Source organism: Corynebacterium sp. KPL4035 (assembly GCF_037908325.1).
Classification (GTDB): Bacteria; Actinomycetota; Actinomycetes; order Mycobacteriales; family Mycobacteriaceae; genus Corynebacterium; species Corynebacterium kefirresidentii.
This window is the reverse complement of the sequence record NZ_JBBMGF010000003.1, coordinates 161,471-186,027: the sequence shown is the minus strand read 5'-3', so window position 1 is coordinate 186,027 and position 24,557 is coordinate 161,471. Positions and strand designations below refer to the sequence as shown.

The 24,557-nt window shown below is 58.0% G+C and carries 21 protein-coding genes; 14 read left to right on the top strand and 7 right to left on the bottom strand.

From position 1 onward, the window contains the following. Window positions 1-15: 15 nt before the first annotated feature. Window positions 16-1,410, top strand: a complete 1,395-nt coding sequence (locus WMP96_RS04475) for a GntP family permease (protein ID WP_340432209.1) — start codon at window positions 16-18, stop codon at window positions 1,408-1,410. Window positions 1,411-1,418: 8 nt separating this feature from the next. Here the strand turns inward: WMP96_RS04475 and WMP96_RS04470 are convergent, their stop codons facing one another. Then, window positions 1,419-1,928, bottom strand: a complete 510-nt coding sequence (locus tag WMP96_RS04470) for a gluconokinase (RefSeq protein ID WP_023020744.1) — start codon at window positions 1,926-1,928, stop codon at window positions 1,419-1,421. A gap of 102 nt (window positions 1,929-2,030) precedes the next feature. Here WMP96_RS04470 and WMP96_RS04465 point away from each other — a divergent pair, with 102 nt between their 5' ends. Together WMP96_RS04465 and WMP96_RS04460 are read left to right on the top strand one after the other, a co-directional pair. Next, window positions 2,031-2,582, top strand: coding sequence for a DUF262 domain-containing protein (locus WMP96_RS04465; RefSeq protein ID WP_340432208.1), 552 nt, complete (start codon window positions 2,031-2,033; stop codon window positions 2,580-2,582). A gap of 41 nt (window positions 2,583-2,623) precedes the next feature. Then, on the top strand, window positions 2,624-4,510 hold the full coding sequence (locus WMP96_RS04460) for a DUF262 domain-containing protein (protein WP_340432207.1): 1,887 nt from the start codon (window positions 2,624-2,626) through the stop codon (window positions 4,508-4,510). A gap of 113 nt (window positions 4,511-4,623) precedes the next feature. Here WMP96_RS04460 and uriH read toward each other — a convergent pair whose 3' ends face one another. Both uriH and uriT read right to left on the bottom strand, forming a co-directional pair. Further along, entirely contained in the window at window positions 4,624-5,565 is a 942-nt protein-coding gene (gene uriH / locus WMP96_RS04455; RefSeq protein ID WP_301716073.1) for a uridine-preferring nucleoside hydrolase UriH, read from the bottom strand. Window positions 5,566-5,574: 9 nt separating this feature from the next. Continuing rightward, a complete protein-coding gene (gene uriT, locus WMP96_RS04450) occupies window positions 5,575-6,999 on the bottom strand; it encodes a uridine transporter UriT (RefSeq protein WP_200288122.1) in 1,425 nt (474 codons plus the stop codon). Between the two features lie 66 nt (window positions 7,000-7,065). Here uriT and WMP96_RS04445 point away from each other — a divergent pair, with 66 nt between their 5' ends. From WMP96_RS04445 to WMP96_RS04430, 4 genes are all read left to right on the top strand, one after another. Continuing rightward, complete coding sequence (locus tag WMP96_RS04445; RefSeq protein ID WP_200288124.1) at window positions 7,066-7,674, top strand: hypothetical protein; 609 nt, start codon at window positions 7,066-7,068, stop codon at window positions 7,672-7,674. Between the two features lie 81 nt (window positions 7,675-7,755). Continuing rightward, entirely contained in the window at window positions 7,756-9,306 is a 1,551-nt protein-coding gene (locus WMP96_RS04440) for an alkaline phosphatase D family protein (RefSeq protein ID WP_340432206.1), read from the top strand. A gap of 21 nt (window positions 9,307-9,327) precedes the next feature. Further along, window positions 9,328-10,233, top strand: coding sequence for a polysaccharide lyase family protein (locus WMP96_RS04435; RefSeq protein WP_301716074.1), 906 nt, complete (start codon window positions 9,328-9,330; stop codon window positions 10,231-10,233). A 135-nt stretch (window positions 10,234-10,368) separates the two neighbouring features. Next, entirely contained in the window at window positions 10,369-11,562 is a 1,194-nt protein-coding gene (locus WMP96_RS04430; protein ID WP_023020737.1) for an amidase, read from the top strand. Here the strand turns inward: WMP96_RS04430 and WMP96_RS04425 are convergent. Next, window positions 11,559-12,068, bottom strand: coding sequence for a 2'-5' RNA ligase family protein (locus tag WMP96_RS04425; RefSeq protein ID WP_023020736.1), 510 nt, complete (start codon window positions 12,066-12,068; stop codon window positions 11,559-11,561). The two genes, WMP96_RS04430 and WMP96_RS04425, sit on opposite strands and share 4 nt — an antisense overlap. 113 nt (window positions 12,069-12,181) lie before the next feature. On the opposite strand from WMP96_RS04425, the gene WMP96_RS04420 reads away from it, so the two are divergent. The 6 genes from WMP96_RS04420 (at window position 12,182) to WMP96_RS04395 (ending at window position 20,210) form a co-directional block, all read left to right on the top strand. After that, window positions 12,182-14,080 (top strand): fructose-specific PTS transporter subunit EIIC, encoded by a 1,899-nt coding sequence (locus tag WMP96_RS04420; protein WP_340432205.1) that lies wholly within the window; start codon window positions 12,182-12,184, stop codon window positions 14,078-14,080. A gap of 559 nt (window positions 14,081-14,639) precedes the next feature. Next, window positions 14,640-15,203, top strand: coding sequence for a CAP domain-containing protein (locus tag WMP96_RS04415; protein WP_023020734.1), 564 nt, complete (start codon window positions 14,640-14,642; stop codon window positions 15,201-15,203). Between the two features lie 211 nt (window positions 15,204-15,414). After that, on the top strand, window positions 15,415-16,176 hold the full coding sequence (locus WMP96_RS04410) for a LamB/YcsF family protein (protein WP_301716076.1): 762 nt from the start codon (window positions 15,415-15,417) through the stop codon (window positions 16,174-16,176). Beyond that, window positions 16,176-17,750, top strand: coding sequence for a 5-oxoprolinase subunit B/C family protein (locus WMP96_RS04405; RefSeq protein ID WP_301716077.1), 1,575 nt, complete (start codon window positions 16,176-16,178; stop codon window positions 17,748-17,750). The genes WMP96_RS04410 and WMP96_RS04405 overlap by 1 nt, the downstream gene beginning before the upstream one ends. Next, complete coding sequence (locus tag WMP96_RS04400) at window positions 17,740-19,521, top strand: acetyl/propionyl/methylcrotonyl-CoA carboxylase subunit alpha (RefSeq protein WP_023020731.1); 1,782 nt, start codon at window positions 17,740-17,742, stop codon at window positions 19,519-19,521. The genes WMP96_RS04405 and WMP96_RS04400 overlap by 11 nt, the downstream gene beginning before the upstream one ends. A gap of 68 nt (window positions 19,522-19,589) precedes the next feature. Continuing rightward, a complete protein-coding gene (locus tag WMP96_RS04395) occupies window positions 19,590-20,210 on the top strand; it encodes a GntR family transcriptional regulator (RefSeq protein ID WP_301716078.1) in 621 nt (206 codons plus the stop codon). Here WMP96_RS04395 and WMP96_RS04390 read toward each other — a convergent pair. The 3 genes from WMP96_RS04390 to WMP96_RS04380 all read right to left on the bottom strand — a co-directional run bounded on the left by WMP96_RS04390 (window position 20,207) and on the right by WMP96_RS04380 (window position 23,231). Then, window positions 20,207-20,986 carry a putative hydro-lyase gene (locus WMP96_RS04390; RefSeq protein WP_198010446.1) on the bottom strand — a complete coding sequence of 260 codons (780 nt, stop codon included), beginning with the start codon at window positions 20,984-20,986 and terminating at the stop codon, window positions 20,207-20,209. The genes WMP96_RS04395 and WMP96_RS04390 overlap by 4 nt on opposite strands. Then, on the bottom strand, window positions 20,977-22,140 hold the full coding sequence (locus tag WMP96_RS04385; protein ID WP_340432249.1) for an NRAMP family divalent metal transporter: 1,164 nt from the start codon (window positions 22,138-22,140) through the stop codon (window positions 20,977-20,979). The genes WMP96_RS04390 and WMP96_RS04385 overlap by 10 nt, the downstream gene beginning before the upstream one ends. A gap of 188 nt (window positions 22,141-22,328) precedes the next feature. After that, window positions 22,329-23,231: an endonuclease domain-containing protein gene (locus WMP96_RS04380; protein ID WP_023020727.1), complete on the bottom strand. Its 903-nt coding sequence runs from the start codon at window positions 23,229-23,231 to the stop codon at window positions 22,329-22,331. Window positions 23,232-23,483: 252 nt separating this feature from the next. Between WMP96_RS04380 and WMP96_RS04375 the strand changes: the two genes are divergently transcribed. Beyond that, window positions 23,484-24,527, top strand: a complete 1,044-nt coding sequence (locus tag WMP96_RS04375) for an RNase H family protein (protein WP_301716080.1) — start codon at window positions 23,484-23,486, stop codon at window positions 24,525-24,527. The last annotated feature ends 30 nt before the right edge of the window (window positions 24,528-24,557 follow it).

Genomic DNA, 24,557 nt, shown 5'->3' with positions numbered 1-24,557 from the left:
AAAAGGAGTCCGCCCATGGATACGTGGGAACCCACCCTGTCGACCGGCCCGCTGCTGGGCATTGCGGTGGCCGCCATCGCCGTAATTTTGGTGTTGGTCATCTATTTCAAGCTTCACGCCTTCCTCACACTATTGGTGGTCTCGGCACTCACGGCGCTGGCTGCGGGCATTCCCCTCGACGGAATCGTGCCCACCATGACAGAGAGCTTTAGCTCCACCCTAGGTTCGGTGGCACTGCTCGTAGGCTTGGGCGCCATGATCGGCCGGCTGGTGGAGGCTTCCGGCGGCGCTAAATCGCTTGCCGACGCCATGGTCCGCCGCTTCGGCGAATCCAAAGCACCCCTAGCACTCGGCCTAGCGTCGCTCATTATGGGCTTTCCCATTTTCTTCGATGCCGGCCTGATTGTGATGCTGCCGGTTATCTTCGCCGTCGCTCGCCGCTTGAATGGCCCTGTCCTTGCCTTCGGTCTGCCGGCAGCTGGCGCATTCTCGGTCATGCACGTCTATCTGCCGCCGCACCCGGGCCCCGTTGCAGCCAGCGAATTCTACGGCGCCGATATGGGTCTCGTTCTTTTAGTCGGACTCATCCTAGCCCTGCCCACCTGGTATATCTCCGGCTACCGCTTTGGACTGCTCTCCGGTAAGAAAATCCCCATCAAGGTAACCGATGCCATCGCCGGTCCCCTCCTCACGGAGGACGAGCAACCTCACAAGCCTGCCTCTGCCGCCACGGTGATTTCCATCCTGCTCATCCCGATGGTGCTCATCTTCTTTAACACCGGTCTCAATGCTTTGGCGTCCTATGGCACCATCGACGCCGACGCCGCGTGGGTACGGTTCTTTGTCATGCTGGGCCAAACCCCCATTGCCCTGCTGATTACCCTCCTCGTCGCGCTCGTGGTCTTGGGCCTGCGCCGTGGCGTAGAAAAGACCGCGTTGGAAAAGCTTGTCGATTCCTCCCTCGGCCCCATCTGCTCGGTCGTGCTTATCACCGGTGCCGGCGGCATGTTCGGTGGTGTGTTGCGTACCTCCGGGATTGGCGATGCGCTTGCTGATTCCCTTTCCGGCCTCGGCATCCCCGTCATCCTGGCCTGCTACCTCATCGCCGTGGCCCTGCGCCTGGCCCAAGGCTCGGCGACCGTTGCGCTAACTACGGCTGCCGCCCTCATGGTCCCAGCCGTAGAAGCTGGTGGCTTCAACGAGCTCCAGCTCGCTCTTATCGTTGTTGCAACCGCCGCCGGTTCCGTCTTCGGCTCCCATGTCAATGACTCCGGCTTCTGGCTCGTCGGCCGTCTCATGGGCATGGACACCATGACCACGCTTAAGACCTGGACTGTCAACCAGGTGCTCATCTCCGTTATCGGCTTCGCCCTAGTCCTGGTCATGTACGGCGCCGCAGCCGCCTTCTAGCGCCAGCTTTAAGTACCCGCTTTAATCCATGCTGCGGCATCGCCCGCAATTTCCGACGCCGGCCGTGTCACATCAAAGACCCGGCCGGTTTCGTCATCTTCCAGCGGCTCCAAGGTATCGAATTGCGATTGCAAAAGCGATGCCGGCATAAAGTGCCCCGGCCGATGCTGCATGCGCTCATACAGCACATCAAAGTCCCCGTGCACGTGGACAAACACCACACCCGGGCAGTACTGGCGAATAAGATCCCGGTATTTCCGCTTCAACGCGCTACAGCCCACCATCGCGCCTTCCGGCCTATCCGCCAACCACTGACCAATCTGTTTCAGCCAGGGCTCTCTATCCGCATCATTGAGCGGAGTTCCCGCCGCCATCTTGTCGATATTGGCCTGCGGATGCATATCATCGCCATCGCGATACTCCAGCCCAACCAGCGGCGAGAGCGCCTCCCCCACCGTTGTCTTGCCCGAGCCTGATACTCCCATGACAACGACGTGGCGGAAAGGGTGCTGCTTCATGGTGGCTCCTTGGGTTAGTGGTGTCTACCCCTCGAGTTTATGCAGAAATCGAGCGCTGCCCTACTTGACTACGTACTCACCTCTGCCCGAATAACACCATTTATGTCATCTATTATGGCCCTGTCGTCTATTCTCTCTCGCGAAAGGCCTTTCATGCGCGGCAGTATCCGTGAAATCTATACGCTTTATGATGGTAATAATCGCTGTCTTCTCATTCCCGTTTACCAGCGCAACTACGACTGGCAGCATAAACAGTGTGCTCGGCTATTCGATGATCTGGAAGAAATAATTAGCAGCGAGCGAAAGAAACACTTCTTCGGTGCGGTGGTGGGAAAGAACCAAGATTCTTGGAATTGGATTGTTATCGACGGCCAACAAAGACTTACAACCGTCAGTATCCTCATGCTTGCATTCGCGCACGCCCTCCAAGAGGGCGAAATACAAAGTGAAGATCCCACGCTGGCCGAGAAAATCATTTCGGACTACCTTCGGATCGGCCAAAACAAAGAAAACCCGCGCTTCAAACTTAAACCGGTGAAAGATGATGACAAGGCCTACCGGAAACTATTTGGCCCTGAAAGCGAATTCATCAGCTCCTCCAACGTAACGGCTAATTACCGCTTTTTCCGAAAAAGCTGCGCTCTACTCAATTAAACGCTGACCAAGTTTGGAATGCGATTTGCCGCCTTGAAGTAATGCACTTGGATCTCGAAGAGTACGACGAGCCGCAGCGCATCTTCGAAAGCCTCAATTCCACCGGCCTAGAGCTTAAGGAAGCTGACAAGGTCCGCAACTACGTGCTCATGGGGTTGGATTCAGCCAAACAAGAGCAGTTGTATAACGATCGCTGGAATCCAACTGAAGCTAACTGTCGCTTTCAGACTGACTCATTCATTCGTTGGTACCTCACTACCTACACCACTAAAACCCCACGTGAACAGGACGTATACGAGGCTTTTAAAGCATTCGCTTCCAAGCGAAAAACGAGCATGCCAGAACTACTGGATGACTTGTACGCCTATTCCAAGTATTTCCGAGAAATTCGAGAATCCGATACCGGATATCCTGCAGTAGACACGCAACTTAAGCGGATGAACGAGATTATGGGTGCGGTAGTACTCCCGTTCCTCATGCCGCTTCTGCGTGACGTCCACGAGCACAAAACCACGCCCGAGGATTTCCTCGAGGTACTGCTCACAATTGAGTCCTACATTGTCCGACGTTTTGTCACTGGTATCGCCACCAACTCGCTCAATAAGATCTTCGCGACTATGTACTCAGAGGTCAGAAAGCTGCATACTGACGGGGCTCCTTTCGCACCAATCGTCATCTATCAGCTCAATAGGCGTTCGGGCAGCGGACGTTTCCCAACCGACGCTGAATTTAGAGAGTCCTTCGCAACAAAGGATTTCTACAATATTCGAGCATACTGGCGTCAGTATCTCTTCAATTGTCTAGAAAACGGCAGCTCAAAAGATATTCGTGATGTCTCCTCTGCTCTGGCCGAAAACAAGATTTCCATCGAGCACATCATGCCCCAAACACTTACTGAGACTTGGCGCCAAGAACTTGGTGACAAAGCCAAGGAAATTCATGAGACCTGGATAAACCGAATTGGCAATCTAACTGTCACGGGCTACAACTCCTCTTACTCGAATTCTCCATTCAAGGCCAAGAAGTCAATGGAGAATGGTTTCGATAGCTCGCCGTATCGCCTTAATGATCTTCTTAAGAAGTCCGACCGCTGGACCTTGATCCAGCTTGAAGAGAGAAACGAGCTTCTCACCGATAAGGCGCTCAACTTCTGGACCTCTAAAACCACTGACTTCACGCCGCCGAAAGCCATTCTCCCCAAGGAGCCAATGGGAGACAGCGAAGATTTCAGTGGCAGAAAAATAAGTGGGTTCGAGTTCGGCGATTTTAGAAAGACCACGAAATCCTGGGCTGATATGGTCGAAGCGGTACTAAGCTATCTACTCCACGAGCATCGCACCGAAATTTTCTCCTTCGCGAAATCTTCGAAGTTTTTGCGCTTTGAAAAGCCTGCGACTGAGAAGACCCGCTCCTATAGAAAAATCGAGGAAGGTCTCTATGCTCAAGTGGGAAACAACACCTCCGCTAAAATCTGGTTCCTGCGCGCTCTTTTCGAACACCTCGACCTAAATACTGAAGACCTCGTTTTTACCTTCCCCGCTTCCAAGACGGACCCAGCGGAAGGCATAGATGACCAGAATAACGAAACCCCTGTTGGCAAATACGCAGAGCTAACCAAATTCTTTGATCAACTGGTTGAAGCTAGAGAGCTGACGGATGCACCCGAAAATACTGAGTCGCTTCGCGAAGAATTCATCAAGGACTTTGAAGAATTCAGCACCACGAATCCTGAAGCATTATTTGATGGTAAAGAGTTCGATAGTTTCATCTCCACCACCGTGCCTTCTGAAATGAACGATGCCCAAGTGCTAGCTGTTCTAACTCAGCACATCAAGGTGTCGCAGATGCTCGGCGGAAGCTACTTCCACCAGAAAATTAAGGACGGTTCCATGGCTGAATTGGTTCACCGACTACGTGATTTCGGATAAACCACTCGGTGGGAGCCTCTGCCAAGGAAAGCAGCCACGCTATGGCCCCCCAACTGAGGGTTAAGGGGCGATAACGTGGCTGAAAGTTGGCTGGCTCGCGGGGTGAAGGTGGCCTAGGCGAGATTTTTGAGGGCGTCGGTAACCAGGCACCAGAAACCGGCGTGGTCGAGGGTAGTGGCGACTTGGGTGTGGCAGGAGGCGTCGGCAGGCTCGCGGAGATCGGTGACAGTCATGCCAGTGGTAAGGGCGCCGGCAAGCTCGACGTGGACAGGTGCCTTGCGGGTCTGGACGATGTCCGGATCGATGAGATAGGCGATGGTGCACGGGTCGTGGACCGGCGGGTTATCAAAGCCTTGGTTGGCCCGGTAGGCCTTGCGGAAGAAGCCGAAAAGGCCGACGACGAACTCCGAGACTGGGGTCTCCAAAGCCTTGATTTCGGCTTCCACCTCCGGCGTGGCTAGCGCCTGGTGCGTGAGGTCGAGGCCCACCATGGTTACAGGCCAAGGCTCTTCAAAGACGATGTGGGCGGCCTCAGGATCGATCTTGATATTGAACTCGGCGACTGGGGACCAATTGCCTTCGTGGTAGCCGCCGCCCATGAGGACTACTTCCTTGACGCGCTCGACGATGCGCGGCTCCTTGCGCGCGGCCATCGCAATATTAGTTAGCGGCCCAGTAGGCACGAGGGTGATGGTGCCGGGCTCGTGGGACATGATGGTGTCGATGATGAAGTCGATGGCGTGGGCGTCGGCAAGCGCGGTGCTTGGTTCCGGAAGTTGGACGCCTTCCACGTCCATGCCGGTGGAGCCGTGGATGGCCTCGGCAACCTCGACGGGGCGCACGAGTGGGCGGTCGCAGCCGGCATAAACGGGAATCTCCGGGTGACCAGCGATTTCCTTGACCACCAGGGCATTATGGGAGACCTTATCCAAGGTCTGGTTGCCGCCCACGGTGGTAATGCCCAGCAGCTCGATGGTGGGGTTGCCCATGGCTAGAAGCAGGGCCACCGCGTCATCGTGGCCGGGGTCGCAGTCCAGAATGGTTTTTCGCGTCATGCCACGAGCCTACTTTCGGGCGTTGACGGCCGCCACGGTGTCATCGATGGACTCCGGTCGCGGAATGCGGAAGGACAAAGCTAGGGCTGCAAGCAGAATGATGACGCCGGCAATCATGCCCGCGCGGTAACCATGCTCGAAAGACCCGGAAACCGCGAACAGCACTGCAAAGGACAAGCCCGCGCCTAGGTTGAAGGCGCCGGCGTTCATGCCGGGCAGGTAGCCCTGGTTATCGGCCGGCGAGAGCACAATTCCTAAGCCATTGAGCATGATATTGGCAATGCCCGCGTAGGTCACGCCCAAGAAAATAGAGACGAGAAGCAGGGTCCACGCGTTCGGGGCACCAACCACGAAGATAGAAATAATCAGGCCGACGACGGTACCGATGAGGCCGGTTTGCAAGACGTATTTATAGCCCAACTTGGAGGCCATCCAGCCGGCAATCGGGCCGAAGACCAAGCCGGCGAGGGCGTATGGGGTGAGCGTGACCCAAGAAATGGCGCTGGCAGAAATTCCGGCGCCGGCATCTGCATCCTGGCCAAGGTTAGGGATAAGGCCATTCATCACGGCAAAGACACCGGTCATGGTGAGCAGCGTGGTAGAAAGCAGTGCCCACGTGCGGCGTTGTTTGAGGTAGGCCACCGGTACGAGCGGATCGGCGACCTTCTTCTCCACATTCCAGAAGGCCCAGAAGCCGGCGGCACCGATGAGGAGAAGGATGATGACGAGGAACCAATTGGCCTCAGCAAGCTTGCCGGCTTCGTTGAACGCAGTGAGAACGCAACCCAGCGCCACCGCCAGAGGTAGAACTCCTGCCCAATCCATGCGCGGGGTTTCAGTGGCCGTGGACTCCTTGGTAAATACCTGCACCGCTACTACTGCAATGACGCACAGAACTGCCATGGTCCAAAAGACCGAGCGGTAGCCGAAGTTGCCTGCCAGCCAGCCGCCGGCCAGCGCATCCACGCCGGCAATACCACCGTTTACCGAGGTCACAATGCCCAGCAACAGGGCGTACTGCTGTTCATTGAGCACTTGCTGGCGCAGCATAATCAAGCACAGTGGGACCGTAGGACCTGCCACGCCTTGAATAATGCGGCCAATAAGCAGCACGGCGACGTTCGGCGCAATGGCTGATACCACGCACCCCAGCGCAGCTACCGCCATCATGCCAACGAGGACCTTCCTGCGCCCGATGAGGTCACCCCAGCGCGGCAGGAATAGTGAGAACAGTGCCGCGGCCGTAAAGAATGCCGTTTGCGTCAGGCCGATCTGTGCGGTGGTAGCTCCCAACTCGTCTTCCATCGTCGCCAAGGCTGGCGAGAGCATCGACGCATTGAGCTGGAACGCAAACACCGCAGTAAGCAGTGCGAACATCAACGGGATATAGGAGCTGGGCTGGAGCTTTGGGGGCTCAGAGGTGGTGGAAGTCATGGCTTTCAATGTAGTTGATGAATCCTGCGCTCCAGATATTTTCTCATTGTCTACTATCCATAGATTATGAAAACTCTCTCCTACTTCGTCGCTCTCATAACGGTGATGCTTTCTTTGGCTTCTTGTTCCTCTCCGGATTCGCAGCCGGCAGGAGCAACCGCAACTAGTTCCTCCAGCACGGCCAATAGTTCAACTATCAGCTCTAGTTCCACAAGCTCTGCGCCCGAGCCGTCCTCTTCGGAGCCGCAACCGACAGCGGAAGCTGAGCCTTCGCTTGCCGACGCTCCCCTAGCGAACACCACCGAATCCACCTCAGAACCCACCCTGACCGAGTGCGTCTACGGCGGCGGTAGCTGGACTACCAACGGTTGGTACAGCGATGGAACTATCCGCTGGGCGCAAGAATGCCAAAACCTCCACGACGAGCAAATGGCAAAATACCCCTACCGGTGCCCGCAAACAGATCACTACGTCTCCGATCCGTCTCAGTGCTCGTCCCCGGTAGGCAACGGTACTGGCGGCTCAGATTCGGATTATGATCCCAGCATCCCGGCTTATATGACACGTTCCGCTGAGGTTGAGCAGATGCGCGCTGAAAACCAGAAGTGGTGGTTTAACTGCCAGGCAGAACATTCGGCTGAATACTGCCTCGAGAACGATCCTTGGAGTCCATAGATTTCATGCTGATTTAACCAGCGATTCACCGCGGCTGCTTAGGCTGAAAAAGTTCCTTTTAAACCTTTTGTGGAGCTTTGTATGCCTTATTCAAATAGTCGTTCTTCTTTTAATCGTCGTAACTTCCTGCAGATTGCAGGTGTGTCGGCCGCGGCGGTGGCTGCGGGTATTAATGCACCAGCAAAGGCGGGTGCGCAGTCGAGCCTAAGCTCATGGGGATCGTCACGAGGTGGGGATCTGCCGCAGGATTCGGAGCTTTTTGGCTTGGGCGTAGCGGCGGGTATGCCGCGGCATGATTCCATGATCCTGTGGACCCGCTTGGCCCCGGAACCGCTGGCTGAGGATGGTCACGGCGGCATGACCGGCGGCGATGTCCGCGTGGGTTGGGAAGTTGCGAAGGATGAGGGGTTTGGGGACGTCGTCAAGCAGGGCGAGGCCTTAGCCCAACGCGAGCTGGCACACTCGGTACATCCGCAGGTCACTGGACTGGAGCCGGCAACTGAGTATTTTTATCGCTTCCGCGTGGATGGCAAGGTAAGCCCAGTAGGTCGGTTTAAAACTCTGCCCGCACCCGGCGCGAAGGTGGATGATTTCACCTTCACAGTGGCTTCGTGTCAGGCGTGGTATCACGGCTATTTCACCCCGTGGAAGCATATTGCGCAGGAGCCGGATCTGGATATGACCATTTTCGTGGGCGACTATATCTACGAATACGGCATTGTGGAAGGCAATAATTTGTGGCGCCAGGGCGCAAGCGTGCCCGATGTTTTCAAGGCAAAGGTGGAGACTCTGGAGCAATATCGCCTGCGCTACTCGCTCTTCAAATCTGATGAGCACCTGCAGGCCGCGCATGCGCGCGCTGCGATGGCGATTGTGTGGGATGACCACGAGGTTGAAAACAACTACGCCGGCAATTGGTCCGAGATTGGCACCAAGGCCGAGCACTTCCTCTACCAGCGCGCAGCTGCCTACCGTGCCTTTCATGAGAATCTTCCGGTCGCCCCGCCCGCGCTTCCCGAAGGCCCCAATAACCGCATTTATGATTCCTTCGACGTGGGCACGCTAATGCGTTTCAACCTGGTCGATACCCGCCAATACCGCGAGGAATCCGCGGAGGATGCCAGCATCTTGGGCGCGGAACAGGAGCAGTGGCTCAACGATAAGCTCGCCACCTCCCCGGCACAGTGGAACGTGGTGGTCAATAGCGTGGTCGTCGTACCAATCGCCGATAGCACCGACCAATGGGACGGCTTCCCAACAGCGCGCCGCCGCCTTATCGAGTCCCTATCTAAGGTAAGCGATCCCGTTGTCTTTACCGGCGATATTCACCAACACTGCGCTGCCGAGATTCAATCCGAATCGGGCCAGCCCGTCGGCGTGGAATTGGTCGCCACCTCCATTGCTTCCGATGGCGATGGCTTTGCCGGTTCCAAGAGCACCGAGTGGTTGGAAAAGCCATATGTGAAGGCCATGGATAAGCGCCGTGGCTACATCAAAGTGCACGCTACCCGCGAGCACCTCGATTCCGAATTCGTCGTCGTGCCCTGGATTGAGCGCGATGATACCGCCCCGCGCGAGACTGCTTTCTCCTTCCGTACCAATGCCGGCGAGCACACGCTGCGCTCCCTCTAAACCCCGAAAGGACAATTCATCATGGGACTTTTTAGCTCGCTTTCCTCTTCTTCCTCTCGCCACGGTTCTTCCCGCAAACATTCCTCTGATCAAGGGTCCTCTACCCCAGCTTCTAGTGCAGTTGCTGCTCCGCCGGCCGTAGCTAACATTCAGGCAGAGCCGCGACTCATGGAAAATTACGTCACTTGGGAGCCTGTTTCCTGGGACGTCGTTTTGGATCACTACCGTGTCATCGGCACCGATCCCAATGGTGTAGACGTGCTGTTGGGCAAGACCATCTTCCCCTTTTTCCGCCACTCCCGGCGCGACGTCGCCGGTGAAAAGTGGTCCTACTACGTCAAGGTAGTAGATGCTTCCGGTACCGAGTCCGCTCCTTCTGGCAAGGCAACGTCTACCTCCCTGCCTTCGGTCACTGCTGGCCAAGCGCTAGCCACGATTGGTTCCTTTGATCGAAAAGGCACAGAGTTCCAGTACTCGCCAAAGGACTACAAGAAGATCGTCACTGCGCACCCAGACCAGACGATCACCGTTGGACCGGATGCTACGCCTGCCGACGTCCCTTATCTCCTCCCCGGTCCCGGCGATAAATGGGCCGGCAGCAAATCCTACACGCTGAAGTGGACGGTGAAATTGGATAAGCCTGCCTCAAAGGCGGCACTGGCACTGTGGCTCATTGATACCACCAAGCTCGGCGGTGTTCTCGATATCACGGTTAATGATTTTCATAAACAAATAGAGCTCCCGCAAGGCGCAACGCAAGGTTCGCGCCAAGGCGATGCCAGCGGGGAACCGACCCCGCTGCGACCGGCAGCAATCGAGTTTGCTCTCGCCGAAGATACCCTGAAGGAAGGAGAGAACCAGCTCGTCTTCACCCTCCGCGAAGGAGGCTGGCTGGCATGGGATGCACTGGGGATTTTTGCTGGGTAACACCATGCAAGCGGTGCTTTGCCTAGAAACGGGAAATTGTTCACCGATTCCTGATGTACGGTAGTAACATCTGCATTCTTCTAATACATAGTAAACAGCAGAGGACGCCGACGTTGAAAGGACTTAGCTTCCGTTATGGCTACACTTTCTGATCGCCTGCACCGAGCCCAGCAGGATTTTAACGCGGTGATTACCGTCATCCCGTTTGATGAGCACGCGGTGGATGAATCACCCACGCTCATGGGGCAACCGGTGGCGTTCAAGGACATCGTGGATGTGGCATGCGTAGCTACTACCTGCGGCACCAAGGTCAAAGTTGGGCGCGCACCGGTTAAGGATGCACCAGTGGTGCAGCGTTTGACGGCGAAGGGTGCGCTGCCGGTAGCGAAAGCGAACCTGCAGGAATTTTCCTATGGCATTTTGGGCGATGCCTCGGCCTACGGTCGCGTTATCAACCCACGCGATCCCGAAATCTGCGGCGGTGGTTCTAGCTCTGGTTCTGCCGCTCTGGTGGCTTGCGGCGCGCTGCAGCTTACGGTGGGCTCCGATAGCGCCGGCTCGGTGCGTGTGCCTGCTGCTTGCCAGGGCGTGCTGGGGTTCAAACCCACCTTCGGGCTCATTCCGGTAGAAGGTGTCTTCCCCTTCGCCCCGAGCTTTGATTGCATTGGATTCTTTGCCAGCTCAATTGACCTCATTGAGCAGGCCTTTATTGCTACCGCAGATGAGGAACCGGCCGCGGCGCAGGATGTTTCTGCTCTTGATGTCACGGCCCTCAAGGCCAAGGGAGAGCGCTTCGCAGATCTTTTGGCGGTGCTAGAGCACTCGGACTTTAAGCTCACCGAGGGCGTGGACTTGGAAGACACCATCGCCGCCACGGCCGAGCTCTACGAGCCGATGCGCTTGAAAGAGGTCTATGATGTCCACCGGCCATTGCTGGACCAGCGCGAAAGGTACCAGGATGTCATTTTGCAGCGAGTGCTGGGCGGAGAAAATATCAGCCAGGAAGATTATGACGCAGCTGCACAGGGCGTGAAAGAGCTGCGCGAAAAGGCTCTTGCCCTGCTTGGCGATGCCCCCATTATTCTTACCCCTACCCTCGATTCCGGCCCCCTCAAGTGGTCCGATATCACCCCGGAGAATACCGCGGAATCGGCCGCGAGCCTGCGACGCTGGACCGAGCCTTTCAATGTGCTTGGATGGCCGGCGATTACGGTGCCGCTGCGCGGCGAAGAGGAAAAAGGCGTGGGTGATGCGGTGCAGGTCGTCGGCAAGCCGGGCGAGGACCTGACCGTGCTGCGCGTTGCCCGTGCTCTACAAGCCCTGCTCTAGGCCTCGGCCAGTACTGTCTTTTCCTGCGTGCGCGGCCGCCAATAGGCGGCTTCTACGGCGCTAAGCTCCTTGAAATGCGCTGAGGTGAGCTCATCCATTGCGTGGATATAGCCAGGAACCTCCTCGCGCGGCAGGCGCAACCCCATGGTCAGATGCGGGGTCCACCGCGGCCCGCGCCCGTCCGGATTGGCGGCACTGATTTTTCGCGCGGCAATTTCTAGCTCGTCGGTCGTTTCAAGCAGCCAAGCCACCGTCTGCTTGCGCTTGGTGCCGAAAACGACGTTTCCTACCCGCCGGAAATCTGCCGGCATGACAGGCGGCAGCAGCTGCGCCGCTAAATCCACGACCTCTGGCTGCATGTGCGGTGAAAAGGTCACAGTAATGTGCGGGCGTTGATGCTGGACGGGAAAGCCGCGCTGTGCAAGGCCGGCAAAAATTTCGCGTACTTGGTCTTCCTGCTTTTGCGGCAGGTAGAGCAAGATATTATCCGGCGATGCTTTACTCACGGCGTGGCGTCCTTTTCTGCGGTCGGGTGCTTCCAGCGTACCGGCGCATAAGATGACAATCTCCTGTTGTGCCCTATTGTGCCAACGCAAACGTTTGCCGTTTAATAAGACTCATGAGCACTTCAGAGTCATCACCCCTCATCCTCGCCATCACGGCGTGTCCGACGGGCATCGCGCATACCTATATGGCGGCCGAGAACCTCGAGGCCGCAGCCCAAGAACTGGGCTACCGCATCAAGGTTGAAACTCACGGTTCCATTGGCGTTGAGGGAACTTTTAGCAAGCAAGATATCGAAGACGCCGATGCCATTGTCATTGGTGCCGATACTGTAATTTCCAAAGACCGCTTCCACGGCAAACGCCTCGAGGCCACCGGCGTGGACGAGGCCATCAAACACCCCAAGGAACTCCTGAGTAGGTCTTTGAGCGCTACGCGCTGGGAAGGCTCCGCGGACAACAAGGAAGAAGAAGCGCCCCGCAAGAATAGTATTGGCCAAACCTTGTACAAAGCGCTGATGAACGGCGTCTCACACATGATCCCGTTCGTGGTTACCGGCGGTTTGCTCATTGCGGTAGCCCTCTCTATCGGTGGCACCCCAACGCCTGAGGGCATGGCGATTCCAGAAGATAGCTTCTGGAACACGGTCAATGAACTCGGCGCTCTGGCGTTTTCACTGATGGTTCCAGTTCTCTCCGGCTACATCGCTGTGGGCATCGCGGACCGACCGGGCCTTGCGCCTGGCCTTATCACCGGCCTCATCGCCACCACCGGATCACTATATGGGTCTGAAACGGGTGCCGGCTTCTTGGGCGGCATTGTCACCGGTATTTTGTCTGGTTATGTGGCCCTGGCCATTAAGAAGATTCCAGTGCACAAATTCATTGCACCGATCTGGCCCATCATTGTCATCCCGATTTTCACCACACTCATCGTGGGCCTTATCTTTATCTTGCTCATTGGCGCACCTGTCTCGGCCGCTTTCGAAACAATGACTGAGTACCTCGCCGGCATGCAGGGATCCTCCGTCATCGTGTTGGGCCTCATCCTTGGCGCCATGATTGCCTTCGACATGGGTGGCCCCTTCAATAAGACAGCCTTCCTCTTTGGCGGCGGCATGATCGCGGCTGGCAACGCGGCGCCGATGGGCATGGCGGCCTGCGCCATTGCTGTGCCACCTCTTGCCGTGGGCGTAGCGACGCTTCTGCGTCGCCGCTGGTTTAACAAAGCGGAAAATGATGCCGGCATCGCGGCATTGTTCATGGGATTCTTCGGCATTACTGAGGGCGCTATTCCGCTCGCTGCCGCACGTCCATTGCAGGTTATTCCCGCCAATGTTGCTGGTGGTGCCGTAGCCGGTGCACTTGCCGGAGCATTTGGCGCGCAAGACCACGTGATGCACGGCGGGCCAATCGTCGCGGCGCTCGGCGCCGTAGACAATGTCGTAGGTTTCTTTATCGCCATGCTCGCCGGCATCGCGGTCTGTGCCGGCCTTATCCTCCTGCTAGTAGGGTTGACGCAGCGCAAGGATAAACCGCTGGTAGCCGTGGACACGATCAGTCTGGATAAGGACTTGGGCTCTTCCAGCGAAGAGGTCATTCGTTCCCTAGTGAAGCTCACCTCTCCGCGAATGTCCGATGCGGAAGCGGTCGCTAGCGCCGCATTGCAGCGCGAATCTACCCGTTCCACCGGTGTGGGACACGGCGTAGCCATTCCTCACGCGCGGTCTGCCGGGGTAAAGGTACCCACCCTTGCCTTCGCCCGCCTACTCCAAGGTGTCACGTGGGCCGAGGGCGAGGACCCAACCACCCTCGCCTTCCTTATCGCCGTTCCCGACGATGCCGGAAAGCAGCATCTCAAGCTATTATCCAAGCTCGCACGCAACATCATGAAGGAAGACTTCCGCGCCCAACTCCACGGAGCACGGAACCGGAAGGAAGCCGCCGACATCATTTCCTCGGCCCTTTCGCCCGCCCCCTCTACTAACAAGGCGGCCGCGACCAGCCAGGCTTAAAAAGCCTTACTTTTGCGAGCGCTCAGCGATTTCTCCGCTGAGCGCTCTTTTATGCCTAAACAGCGCGAAGATACCGCGATTCTGCTGCCCCCACGGACGGGGCAATGCGCCTAAAAGGCTCCGGCGAGACTATGTGCCGACATGGTGGAATCTCATAAATCTTATGACAACCAGAAACCACAAGGTTCTTCATAGGCTCTAGCAAGAAACTGGCCAGTTTCGCCGGTGGCTGGCTTAAAACTAGACCCATATACCTTAAATCAACCTCATTTCTCCGGGAACCTGAGATATGGATTGGAAATTACCCCCGTAGGGCGAGGCGTTCAACGCCGTCACTGAGGGAATTTAGGGGTTTCCTAGCTCAAATCGAGAAATAACTAAGAAGTAATTAGTTTTCCGGGAAATCATCTTTAGGAATCCTAATAATTGCTGGTCAGTTGGCTTTTACCCCGTGGTAATTGATTAAATTTTAAGTGAAGAGGAACGGAAATTCGCCGTGAACACCCCGCGATTTCCACCCTTGTGATACCCGCTAGGTTCCAGCAGAAAGGCACCGCTTATGTTTACCCCCAAAGTTCACTTCTGCGCCAAGAAGTTCGTCGCTCCTGCACTTGCAGCAGCCGTCGCCCTCGGCGTTGGCGTAGCTCCTGCAGAGGCATCGAGCTCCTTGAGTAGCTTCGGTGGCGTGAACCTTCCGGTACCTTCCGCCAATCTTCCCGTTGCTCCGGCTGCCGCTGCAAAACCGGTCGCTCCAGCTTCCAGCCGCGTCCAGAACATCATCAACTACACCAACGACTACCGCAAGGCACACGGCTTGCGCCCGGTTCGCGCCAACGGTGCGCTCAATGGCCTAGCCCAGGATTGGGCCAATCAGCTGGTTCGCGCCGATAAGCTCAGCCACCGCCCGCAGCACTGGAACTACTACCCAGCCAATATCCCGGCCGGCGGTGAGAACGTGCTGCAGGCATGGAGCGACTACTCCGATGCGCTGCTAGTAAAGCTCTGGTACGAGTCCCCAGGCCACCGCAAGATCATGCTGGACCCACGCGCCAAGACCATCGGCGTTGGCGTTGCCATCAACTCTGAAGGCAAGCTCTACGCCGTCCAGAACTACGGACGCTAAAGATTTATAAAGCTAGGGCCTAGGAACTCTTGGACTCTAGCGAGGTATGCCGCCCCGTCTCGGATCCCTTCTCCGAGACGGGGCGGTTTCCCGTATACGGGTGGGGGTGTACACGCGGGTAGTGCAAACGTAATCAGCTTCACAAATGTCAGTGTCGAGGGTTACACTTAAACCCATTCGAATTGTTCAACAATCTTAAGGACGGTGTTGAATGTCCGCGCTCCATATCGATCTCAATGCGGATTTGGGAGAGACCACTGCAGGCAACCCGGTCGCAGATGACGCGGCGATGCTGGAGATGGTCTCCTCAGCAAACGTGGCCACCGGGTTCCATGCGGGTGACCCACACTCTATTGCCGGCACGCTTAAGGCAGCCGCAGAGGCCGGCGTGACCGTAGGCGCGCACGTGGGTTATAACGACGCCGCAGGCTTCGGTCGCCGCTTTATTGATTACAACCCGAACGAACTCGCCGATGAGGTGACTTATCAAATCGGCGCACTTGATGCTTTGGCTCGCGCCAATGGCACCACGGTCTCTTATGTGAAGCCGCACGGCGCAATGTATAACGCGATCGTGAAGGATAAGGCACAGGCAGAGGGCGTCATCAAGGGCATCAAGGCCTTTGGTGACTTGCCGGTAATGTTGCTGCCTGGGGGCGTAGCAGTGGACGTCGCCAAGCAAAGCGGGCTCACCGTTATCCGTGAGGCTTTTGCGGACCGCAATTACAACCCCGATGGCACGCTCGTCTCACGCAAGGAAGCCAATGCGGTGCTGGGTAGCGCCGATGAGGTGGTACAGCGAGTGCTCGAGGTAGCACAAACCGGTTCGATTACCGCCGTGGATGGCACGAAGCTCGAGGTAGATGCGCAATCCGTATGTACCCACGGTGATTCCCCCGGCGCGGTGAAGCTGCTACGCGGCGTAGTGGAGCGCTTGCGGGCTGAGGGTATCGAGATTCGGAGCTTCATCTAATGCACATTAATTTTGTGGGCACTCGCGCATTGCTCATTGACTTGGAGGGATTAAACCAAGTCATGGACTGGCACGCTGCGCTGTCTGCCAAGCCTTTGAAGAATCAGGTGGACTGCATTGCGGCCGCCACTACCCTGCTGCTGACCTTTGAGGCACCCGATTCGGCGCGCGATGCGGCGGAATTTTTGCAACACTTTTCCCCTGCCACAGCCGCGACCGCAGAGACGCGCACGGTAGAAATCGATGTGCTCTATGACGGAAAAGATGTCGATGAGGCTGCAGACCTACTTGGCCTCTCGCGCGAGGCACTCATCAACTGGCATACCTCCACCGAGTGGACTGCCGCCTTCGGTGGCTTTGCCCCAGGGTTTACGTACTGCGCGCCTTCGGATCCGTCCTTGGCCCGCGCCGTGCCGCGCCGCTCCAGCCCCCGTACCGCAGTACCGGCCGGTGCCGTAGGCATTGCAGGCGAGTTTTCCGCGGTTTACCCACGCGTCTCCCCAGGTGGCTGGCAGCTGCTGGGCACCACCAATACGCCGATGTGGGATTCCAATGCCAACCCGCCAGCCTTGGTGCAGCCGGGCGACCGCGTGCGCTACCGCAGCGTGGATAAGCTACCGGAGCTCGTCGATCACTCTGCGCGCTCTAAACGCGCTCCTGCCCGCCTGCCGCGCATGGAGGTAATCGATGCCGGCCTACTCACTCTCTACCAAGACTTGGGGCGCCCAGGCGTGGGCGACCTCGGCGTGACCCCATCGGGTGCTGCGGACCGCGCCGCCGCCGCGACCGCCAATGTGGCCGTGGGCAACCCGCGCGGAGCAACCGTGCTGGAAAATATTGGCGGCATTAAGCTCCACGCGCTCACCGATACCGTCATTTGCGTCACCGGTGCGACCGCCCGTGTCCGCCTTGGTGAGATGCCGGTTCACCTCGCCCGTCCTGTCCTGGTCACGGCCGGGCAAACCGTCACGGTGGATCCCGCAACGGTAGGCATGCGCAACTACGTCGCTATTCGCGGCGGCATCATCGCCGAATCCGAGCTTGGCTCCGCAGCCACCGACGTCCTGTCGGGCCTCGGCCCAGACCCCGTCACCACCGGCGATGTCATCGGTGTGCTGCCTCGCTCTACCGGCATGACCGATGCCCAGCTTTCTAACCCACTACGAGTACGCGAAAGCTCCGATGGCAAGACCCGCGCTACCTTGCGCTGCGTGCTCGGTCCCCGCGATGACTGGTTTGGCGATAATGTCTCCGCCTTCCTGGATGCTGAATGGACCGTCACCTCAGATTCCAACCGCGTGGGCCTACGCCTCGATGGCGATGAGCCGATTGAGCGCGTTAAAGACGGCGAACTTCCGTCCGAGGGCATGGTCGCCGGATCCATCCAAATCCCGCCCAATGGCAAACCCGTAGTCTTCCTGCGCGATCACGCTGTGACCGGTGGCTACCCCGTCATCGCCACCGTTTTGGAAGAAGATATTGATATTGCCGCGCAGCTGCCGCCCGGCGCACGCGTGAATTTTGAACTCGTAGCACCTCAAGCCTTGAACACTGGAGATAAAAATGCAGATTAAAACCGTCCTCATTGCTAACCGCGGCGAAATTGCCGTGCGTATCGCCCGCGTCGCCCGCGACCTAGGCATTAAGTCCATCGCCATTTACTCCGAAGCAGATGCGGGTGCTTTGCATACCCAGGTAGCAGATGAAGCTTATGCGCTGCCGGGCAATACGGCTGCCGATACCTACATGAACGTACCCGCGCTGCTTGATATCGCGGTGCGTGCCGGTGCAGATGCTATTCACCCAGGCTATGGCTTTTTGTCCGAAAACGCCGACTTTGCCCGCACGGTGACTGAAGCCGGAATGATTTGGATTGGCCCTTCGCCCGAGCATATTGAGTTACTCGGTGACAAGATTGCTGCCCGCCGCGTGGCCGAAGAGGTCGGCGCACCACTGGCACCTGGTACTTCTGATCCCATCGATGATTGGCAAGAAGCCCGCACCTTTGCCGAAGAGCACGGTCTGCCCATTGCCATCAAGGCCGCTTATGGCGGCGGCGGACGCGGCTTGAAGGTCGTAGACAATATGGAAGAAATCGAGGGCGCGTTCAACTCCGCTGGCCGCGAGGCCATGGAGGCTTTCGGCCGCGCGGAGTGCTACGTAGAAAAGTTCCTCACCCACCCGCGCCACGTCGAGGCCCAGGTGCTGGCCGATACGCACGGCAATGTGCGCGTGCTCGGCACCCGCGATTGCTCTACCCAGCGCCGCTTCCAAAAACTCATTGAGGAAGCCCCAGCACCCGCGCTTTCCGACGCCCAACGCAACGGCATCATCGAAGGCGCCCGCTCCATTTGCGCCAAGGTGGGCTATGTCGGTGCCGGCACTGTCGAGTACATCGTCTCCGAAGACGGCACCATATCCTTCCTCGAGGTCAATACCCGTGTGCAGGTCGAGCACCCCGTTACCGAGGCGGTCACCGGTACCGATATCATCGCTGAGCAATTCCGCATCGCGGCCGGCGAGCCGCTGTCCTTCGATGAGGATCCACAATCCCACGGCCATGCTTTTGAGTTCCGCATCAACGCCGAAGACATCCTCAATGGCTTCGCTCCGTGCCCTGGCACCATTGTCTCCTTCGAGCCGCCGACCGGCCCGGGCATCCGCGTTGATTCCGCGGTACGCTCTGGCTCCATCATCCCGCCCTACTATGATTCGCTGATTGCCAAGCTGGTGGTATGGGGCCCGACCCGCGAGATCGCCTTGGCCCGCGCCCGCTTTGCCCTGCGCGAATTCACCGTCACCGGCGTGCGCACCGTGCTGCCGTTCCACCGCGACATGATGGATGAGCCCGCGCTCATCGGTACCGCTGCTCCGGCAGAGGATGCCGCTGCCGCGGGGGCTTCCGAGATTGGTGTCTTTACTGACTGGGTTGACCACAACTACCGCCCATCTGCCGCCAACCAGGTGGAAAAGGTCGAAGCCATCTACACCCAGCGTCGCAATGTTGCCGTGGAGATCGATGGCAAGCTGGTCAACGTTGGCGTTCCAGTAGATTTCCTTGCCGCACCGGGCGCCGCCTCGGCCGGCGGCTCTGCATCCACGGCACCATCTTCGGCTGGTGCGCAGTCCACCGATGACAACGCAGTCACCTCCCCATTCGAGGCCAACCTTGTGGCGTGGAACGTCGCGGACGGCGATACCGTAGCCGAAGGCGATGCCATCGCCACCGTAGAGGCCATGAAGATGGAATCTGCTATTAAGGCGCCGCGCGGCGGCACCATCAAGCTCTTGGCTGCTGAGGGAGACCGTCTGGATTCCTCGAAGGTTATTGCGACCATCGATTAATGCTCGTGTAGGGGTTGTACACCTCATATTCAATGTGAGGTGCACAACTTTTTAGTACAGTTGTGAGCATGCTTTCCCAGTCTGTCGCCTCCGCGTTGCGCGAAGCCATTTCCGCAGGCGAATTCCAGCCCGGCGAGCGCCTCAGCGAGGTCAAGGCAGCCGAACGCTTCAACTGCTCGCGCAATACCCTGCGTGAGTCCTTCACGAGGCTCGCCGCGGAGCGCATTGTCGAGCGCATCCCTAACCGGGGTGTCTTCCTCGCAATGCCAGATGCAGACTATATCCGTGATCTCTTCGCCGCCCGCGCAGCCATTGAACCGGCCGCGGTACGTTGGGGCGCTTTTCCCGACGCCCCCTCACTCGTCACCCTCACTTCCTCCGCCTTCGACTACGCGGCGCGCGGCGAGCACCAGGAAGTCTCCGCCATCAATCAGCGTTTCCACCGCACGCTGGTGGCCGCGCTTGGCTCCCCCACCCTGAATGAGCAGATGGATAATCTACTCGCCCGCATGCGGCTTACCTTCCTCTTGGCCATCCCGCGCTACCCGCAACTACATGCGGACCATATTCAAGGAAATATCACCTTGGCCACGCTCATCGCAGATGGAAAACGGGATGAGGCTGCCACGCTTACGCATGACAGCCTCATGAATACGTGCGGCAAGATCCTCGCCGTGCTCGAGGATTAAGGAATGAGAAAATCTTGATCGCGGGCATTTGTCACTAACATTTGCCCCGGCGCGTGCGTGATAGCCAGGCGCGGCTTGGATTCCATCACGATGGCTTGTGGGGTGACACCACAGGCCCAAAAGACCGGTAGGCAGCCGTCTGGTACTTCTACCGGCTCGCCAAAGTCTGGACACGAGAGATCCGCAATGCCGATGGCCGCTGGGTCACCTACGTGCACTGGGGCGCCATGAACCGAGGGGTAGCGGGAGGTAATGCGCACGGCATCGGAGACTTGTGCGGCCGGAATCGGCCGCATGGACACCACCATGGGACCGGAAAAGACCCCGGCCGGGGTGGTAGGAATCGAGGTCTTGAACATCGGCACATTGCGCTGCTGGGCAATGTGCGCGACCTCTATGCCGTTATCCTGCAGGGCAGTTTCAAAGGTAAAGGAGCAGCCGATAAGGAAGCTGACCATGTCTGGGGTGTAGTACGAGGTGGCGTCGCCAAGCGTGGCACTGTGCTCACCGTTTTCAAAGACGCGGTAGGCGGGGATATCGGTGCGGATATCTCCACCTGGAAGTAGCTCGGAGGTGTACTGCCCCGCCTCTAGCACGCCCACAATTGGGCACGGCTTGGGGTTGCGCTGGGCAAAAAGCAAGAAATCGAAGGCGTATTCCTGCGGCACCGCCAGCAGATTAGCCTGCATAAAGCCACGGGCATGGCCAGCGGTGGTGGCCATTTCATGGGTGCGCGCATACTCGCGCACCTGCTCCGGGGTCCGCATTAAGCCCATAGTTCGGTGATGCCGGAAAAGGCCTTGAAACCAATAAAGATGGTCAGTACCCACGCCAAGGCGCCAATGACCAGAAGCCACTTGGGGTACTTATAACCATGCAAAAGGTCGCGGCGGCGCCAGGCCACCCACATCACGAGGGCAAAGCCAATGGGCAGGATAAGGCCGTTGATGGCACCAGCGAAGATGAGCAGCTTCTGCGGAGCGGAGTTAATGGCCACGAAGACCACCGTGCACACCACAATGAAGACGATGGTGAGGATATTACGGGTGCGCGTCGAGGTCTCCTGGGAGGTCACAAAGGACACCGAGGTATAGGCCGCACCGATAACGGAGGACAAACCGGCAGCGAAGAGGACTACGCCGAAGGCACGCAGGCCGAACTCGCCAGCGGCATGGTAGAACGCATCGGCCGCGGTGTTGTCATCGGAAAGCGCCACCCCAGTGGCTACCACGCCGAGCACCGCCAAGAAGAGGAGCATGCGCATGATGCCGGTTACCACGATGCCGCTGACCGAGGTATAGGTAATGTTCTTGACGTTTTCCACGCCGGTGTGGCCAGAATCAATGAGTCGGTGCGCGCCGGCAAAAGTGATATAGCCGCCCACGGTGCCACCGATGATGGTGGTAATGACGAAGAAGTCAATCTCGCCTGGCGCGACGGTATTCTTTAGTGCCTCGCCCACCGGTGGTTGGCTGACCACCGCGACGTAGAGCATGAGCAGGACCATGACCGCACCGAGGACGGCAACAAGGCGGTCAAGTGCCATGCCGGCTTTGCGGGAGAGGAAGATAAAGACGGCGATAGCTGCGGCGATGACGCCGCCGATGCGCGCATCGATGCCCAGCATCGCGTTGATACCGAGGCCCGAACCGGCGATATTGCCAATATTGAAGACCGCGCCGCCGATAAAGACGAATACGGCGAGGACCCAGCCCAGGCCGGGGAGAACGGTATTACCCAAGGTATTTGCGCGCATACCGCTTACACACAGCACTCGCCACACATTGAGCTGGATGGCAATGTCAACGAGGATGGACAGCATAATCGCAAACGCGAAAGAAGCCCCCATCTGCACGGTAAAGACCGAGGTCTGGGTCAAAAATCCCGGACCGATGGCGGAGGTGGCCATGAGGAACATGGCACCGGCCATGGCGCCGAGGCCCTTTGGCGGGGTCTTATCCTCCGCCCGCGCCGGAGTGGCGTGTGATGTCTCAGCACTCACTAGATTTTACCTTTCGTGATGCAGGTCGCATTAAATTTGTGATGCGCATCATCTTAAGGGTTGCTATGCCTTTTGTTCAACAACTTTTATGCTTTGTGGGGTGGCGCGGGGGTGATCTAGGCTACTTTCCTGCCGCGTTTTCCCAAGTGGCTAGCGATTATCCGCAATGCCTCGTCCGACGCTTTCACCTCGCTGGAACCAAAGCGCAGCACCACGTATCCGCGGTTTTCTAGCGCTCGCTGCCTTTTTATCTGCTGCTTGACCACGTGGACGGGCTCCTTGCCGTAGGTACCGTCATATTTGGCATCGCCATCGACCTCGACCACCAGCCAGCCATCGAGACAGAGATCCGCCCGATACTTCCCGAGCAGCGGTTTCTGCGGCTCAATTTTCACCTGCGGGAAACGCTCGATAATGAGGGCTCGCAGATAGGACTCATAGGGCGATTCCGATCCGCCATACGCGTGCTCGATAACCTTACGCATGGCTGCTTGTCCCCTAGTGCGCTGCATTCTTGCCAGTTCTTCGCGCAAGTCATAGGTGGTGACGCCGTGTTGCCTGAGAGCAGAATCGGTAGCTACCAGGCCATCTGGGAAGCCGTGTAGCCGGGCGATTTCGAGGCAGGTGCGGGCGGGATGCGTGGTGCGCACACCTGCTACCGTCACCGTGGATTCCTGGAGGGACTTTACCCGGCGGTACCGATAGCCCTTCGCGGTGAGCCTGCGTGGGGGAACGCTTCCCGAAGGCACCGCTAACTCCACCTCCTCCCCTTTCCTGGAAATTACCCACATTCCCCACAGCCGCGCGGCCGATTTACTGATGAGGACGGCGCGGTGGGTGCTCCACCCGGCAGCGACTACTTTGGCGAATTGTTGTTTATGGCGCACCCATTGCCTCCAGGTGGCCGTGGGAACGGCGACCCAGGGCGCTATCTGGGTGAGCTCACCGCACTGGAGGGCTAAGTGGTGCGGACTTTCGGCTCCGGCGTAACGAAGGTTGATGAAGTGATCTGTAATCATGGTTTCATCTTCACTACTGGAGGGGCGGAGCACGCGTCATGGGGCTCAGGAAGGTGAACTTCCGAGAACCTTCAGTGAGAGGCGGAACTTTAGGTCCAAGGTAATCGGGCCGAATTGAGAGCGTTGAGGCTGAGTTGAGGGCGGGTTGTGCTCAGATCGGCTCGATCACATTCGACCTAAGGGGAAGTAGTTCAATGCGGTGGTGTGCGGGGATAATTCAGCAGCGCGGTTAACCGTGCTTTACTAGAGATAATGGAACCCATCGAGCTCTCAGAACTTACCGGTACGCAATCGCGCACCTACGGTACCCGCAAGATCACCTCGGGCATGGTCTCGGCACCAATCCATGTTGCGGTCGCGCTCTGGGACGAGTGTTGGGATTCCGCCCCCAACGGCACCATCGAAGGCTGGGTCATCGCGGTCAATACTAAGCAGACGCGTTTTGTGCGCCGCGGCCAGACTAAGAAGGGCGATATCGTCGATATCGCCGTACGGGAGGTCAAACGCGCACTCAAGGGACTCGACGGACGGGTGTGGATTGTCACTGGTCGCAGGCAGAATGCGTTGCGAGCGGCACTCACGGCAGACGGTTTCACGGTGACGGGAAGCTTTGCGGAAGAAAATAGGGCTTCGAAGAGCGCGAGCTCCGTGCGCCGAAAACAAGCCGGCCTTACTGCACGGAAGGCGCGCAAGATGGGTGAGGCACCGAAAAAGAAGCAAGCGGCACAGGTAGAGACGCCGAAAGCACACTGGTGGCCGAACTTCTCGCGCGCCTCCTCATGGTCCAAGGGCGACGTGGTTCGCATAGCCACCGACGCTTCCTCGGATACCGTATTCAAGGGGTCGATGTGCTTCGTTGCGGGCAACGGCGACTACCGGTTACGAACTCGAGAAACCAAGGCGAGCACGGATGAGCTTGAGCTCGAAGCACTGACGCTCGCGCTGAAATACCTGCTCAAGGTGGGTGCGCGCAAGGCGGTTATTGAGTCCGATTCCGTAGCCGCTTTGGAGGCGGTCGAGCAGATTGTGCATAAGCGCGGCTCTAAAGCATCGCGGCCGGGGCGCACGTGGCGAGGGGTGTCTTCGGGTGCGCGGTCCCGATTCCAGCAAGCTTGGGGCGATATCCAAGGCCAATGCGAGGTCGACATTCGCCGTGTACTTGGGCATGCGGGTGATCCGCTGAATCGGGCGGCCGACCAGATTGCGTACATGGGGTTGCGCGCGATTGCGCATCCGATGAAGCAGTCTCGCGAGACTCTGCGCGAGGGGATCCAGAAAGCTCTCTTGGCCTTGTGACCCGAACGCTTAGGGCTTTGGGGCTGATCT

What these genes read in the sequence shown, in the direction of transcription:
- WMP96_RS04465 (WP_340432208.1), top strand. Translation starts at nt 2,031, where the DNA reads ATGTCATCTATTATGGCCCTGTCGTCTATTCTCTCTCGCGAAAGGCCT.
- WMP96_RS04380 (WP_023020727.1), bottom strand. Translation starts at nt 23,231, where the DNA reads ATGATTACAGATCACTTCATCAACCTTCGTTACGCCGGAGCCGAAAGT.
- WMP96_RS04420 (WP_340432205.1), top strand. Translation starts at nt 12,182, where the DNA reads ATGAGCACTTCAGAGTCATCACCCCTCATCCTCGCCATCACGGCGTGT.
- WMP96_RS04395 (WP_301716078.1), top strand. Translation starts at nt 19,590, where the DNA reads ATGCTTTCCCAGTCTGTCGCCTCCGCGTTGCGCGAAGCCATTTCCGCA.
- WMP96_RS04405 (WP_301716077.1), top strand. Translation starts at nt 16,176, where the DNA reads ATGCACATTAATTTTGTGGGCACTCGCGCATTGCTCATTGACTTGGAG.
- WMP96_RS04440 (WP_340432206.1), top strand. Translation starts at nt 7,756, where the DNA reads ATGCCTTATTCAAATAGTCGTTCTTCTTTTAATCGTCGTAACTTCCTG.
- WMP96_RS04435 (WP_301716074.1), top strand. Translation starts at nt 9,328, where the DNA reads ATGGGACTTTTTAGCTCGCTTTCCTCTTCTTCCTCTCGCCACGGTTCT.
- WMP96_RS04390 (WP_198010446.1), bottom strand. Translation starts at nt 20,986, where the DNA reads ATGGGCTTAATGCGGACCCCGGAGCAGGTGCGCGAGTATGCGCGCACC.
- WMP96_RS04415 (WP_023020734.1), top strand. Translation starts at nt 14,640, where the DNA reads ATGTTTACCCCCAAAGTTCACTTCTGCGCCAAGAAGTTCGTCGCTCCT.
- WMP96_RS04475 (WP_340432209.1), top strand. Translation starts at nt 16, where the DNA reads ATGGATACGTGGGAACCCACCCTGTCGACCGGCCCGCTGCTGGGCATT.
- WMP96_RS04445 (WP_200288124.1), top strand. Translation starts at nt 7,066, where the DNA reads ATGAAAACTCTCTCCTACTTCGTCGCTCTCATAACGGTGATGCTTTCT.
- WMP96_RS04410 (WP_301716076.1), top strand. Translation starts at nt 15,415, where the DNA reads ATGTCCGCGCTCCATATCGATCTCAATGCGGATTTGGGAGAGACCACT.
- uriT (WP_200288122.1), bottom strand. Translation starts at nt 6,999, where the DNA reads ATGACTTCCACCACCTCTGAGCCCCCAAAGCTCCAGCCCAGCTCCTAT.
- WMP96_RS04385 (WP_340432249.1), bottom strand. Translation starts at nt 22,140, where the DNA reads ATGGCCGGTGCCATGTTCCTCATGGCCACCTCCGCCATCGGTCCGGGA.
- WMP96_RS04375 (WP_301716080.1), top strand. Translation starts at nt 23,484, where the DNA reads ATGGAACCCATCGAGCTCTCAGAACTTACCGGTACGCAATCGCGCACC.
- WMP96_RS04400 (WP_023020731.1), top strand. Translation starts at nt 17,740, where the DNA reads ATGCAGATTAAAACCGTCCTCATTGCTAACCGCGGCGAAATTGCCGTG.
- WMP96_RS04470 (WP_023020744.1), bottom strand. Translation starts at nt 1,928, where the DNA reads ATGAAGCAGCACCCTTTCCGCCACGTCGTTGTCATGGGAGTATCAGGC.
- WMP96_RS04460 (WP_340432207.1), top strand. Translation starts at nt 2,624, where the DNA reads ATGCACTTGGATCTCGAAGAGTACGACGAGCCGCAGCGCATCTTCGAA.
- WMP96_RS04430 (WP_023020737.1), top strand. Translation starts at nt 10,369, where the DNA reads ATGGCTACACTTTCTGATCGCCTGCACCGAGCCCAGCAGGATTTTAAC.
- uriH (WP_301716073.1), bottom strand. Translation starts at nt 5,565, where the DNA reads ATGACGCGAAAAACCATTCTGGACTGCGACCCCGGCCACGATGACGCG.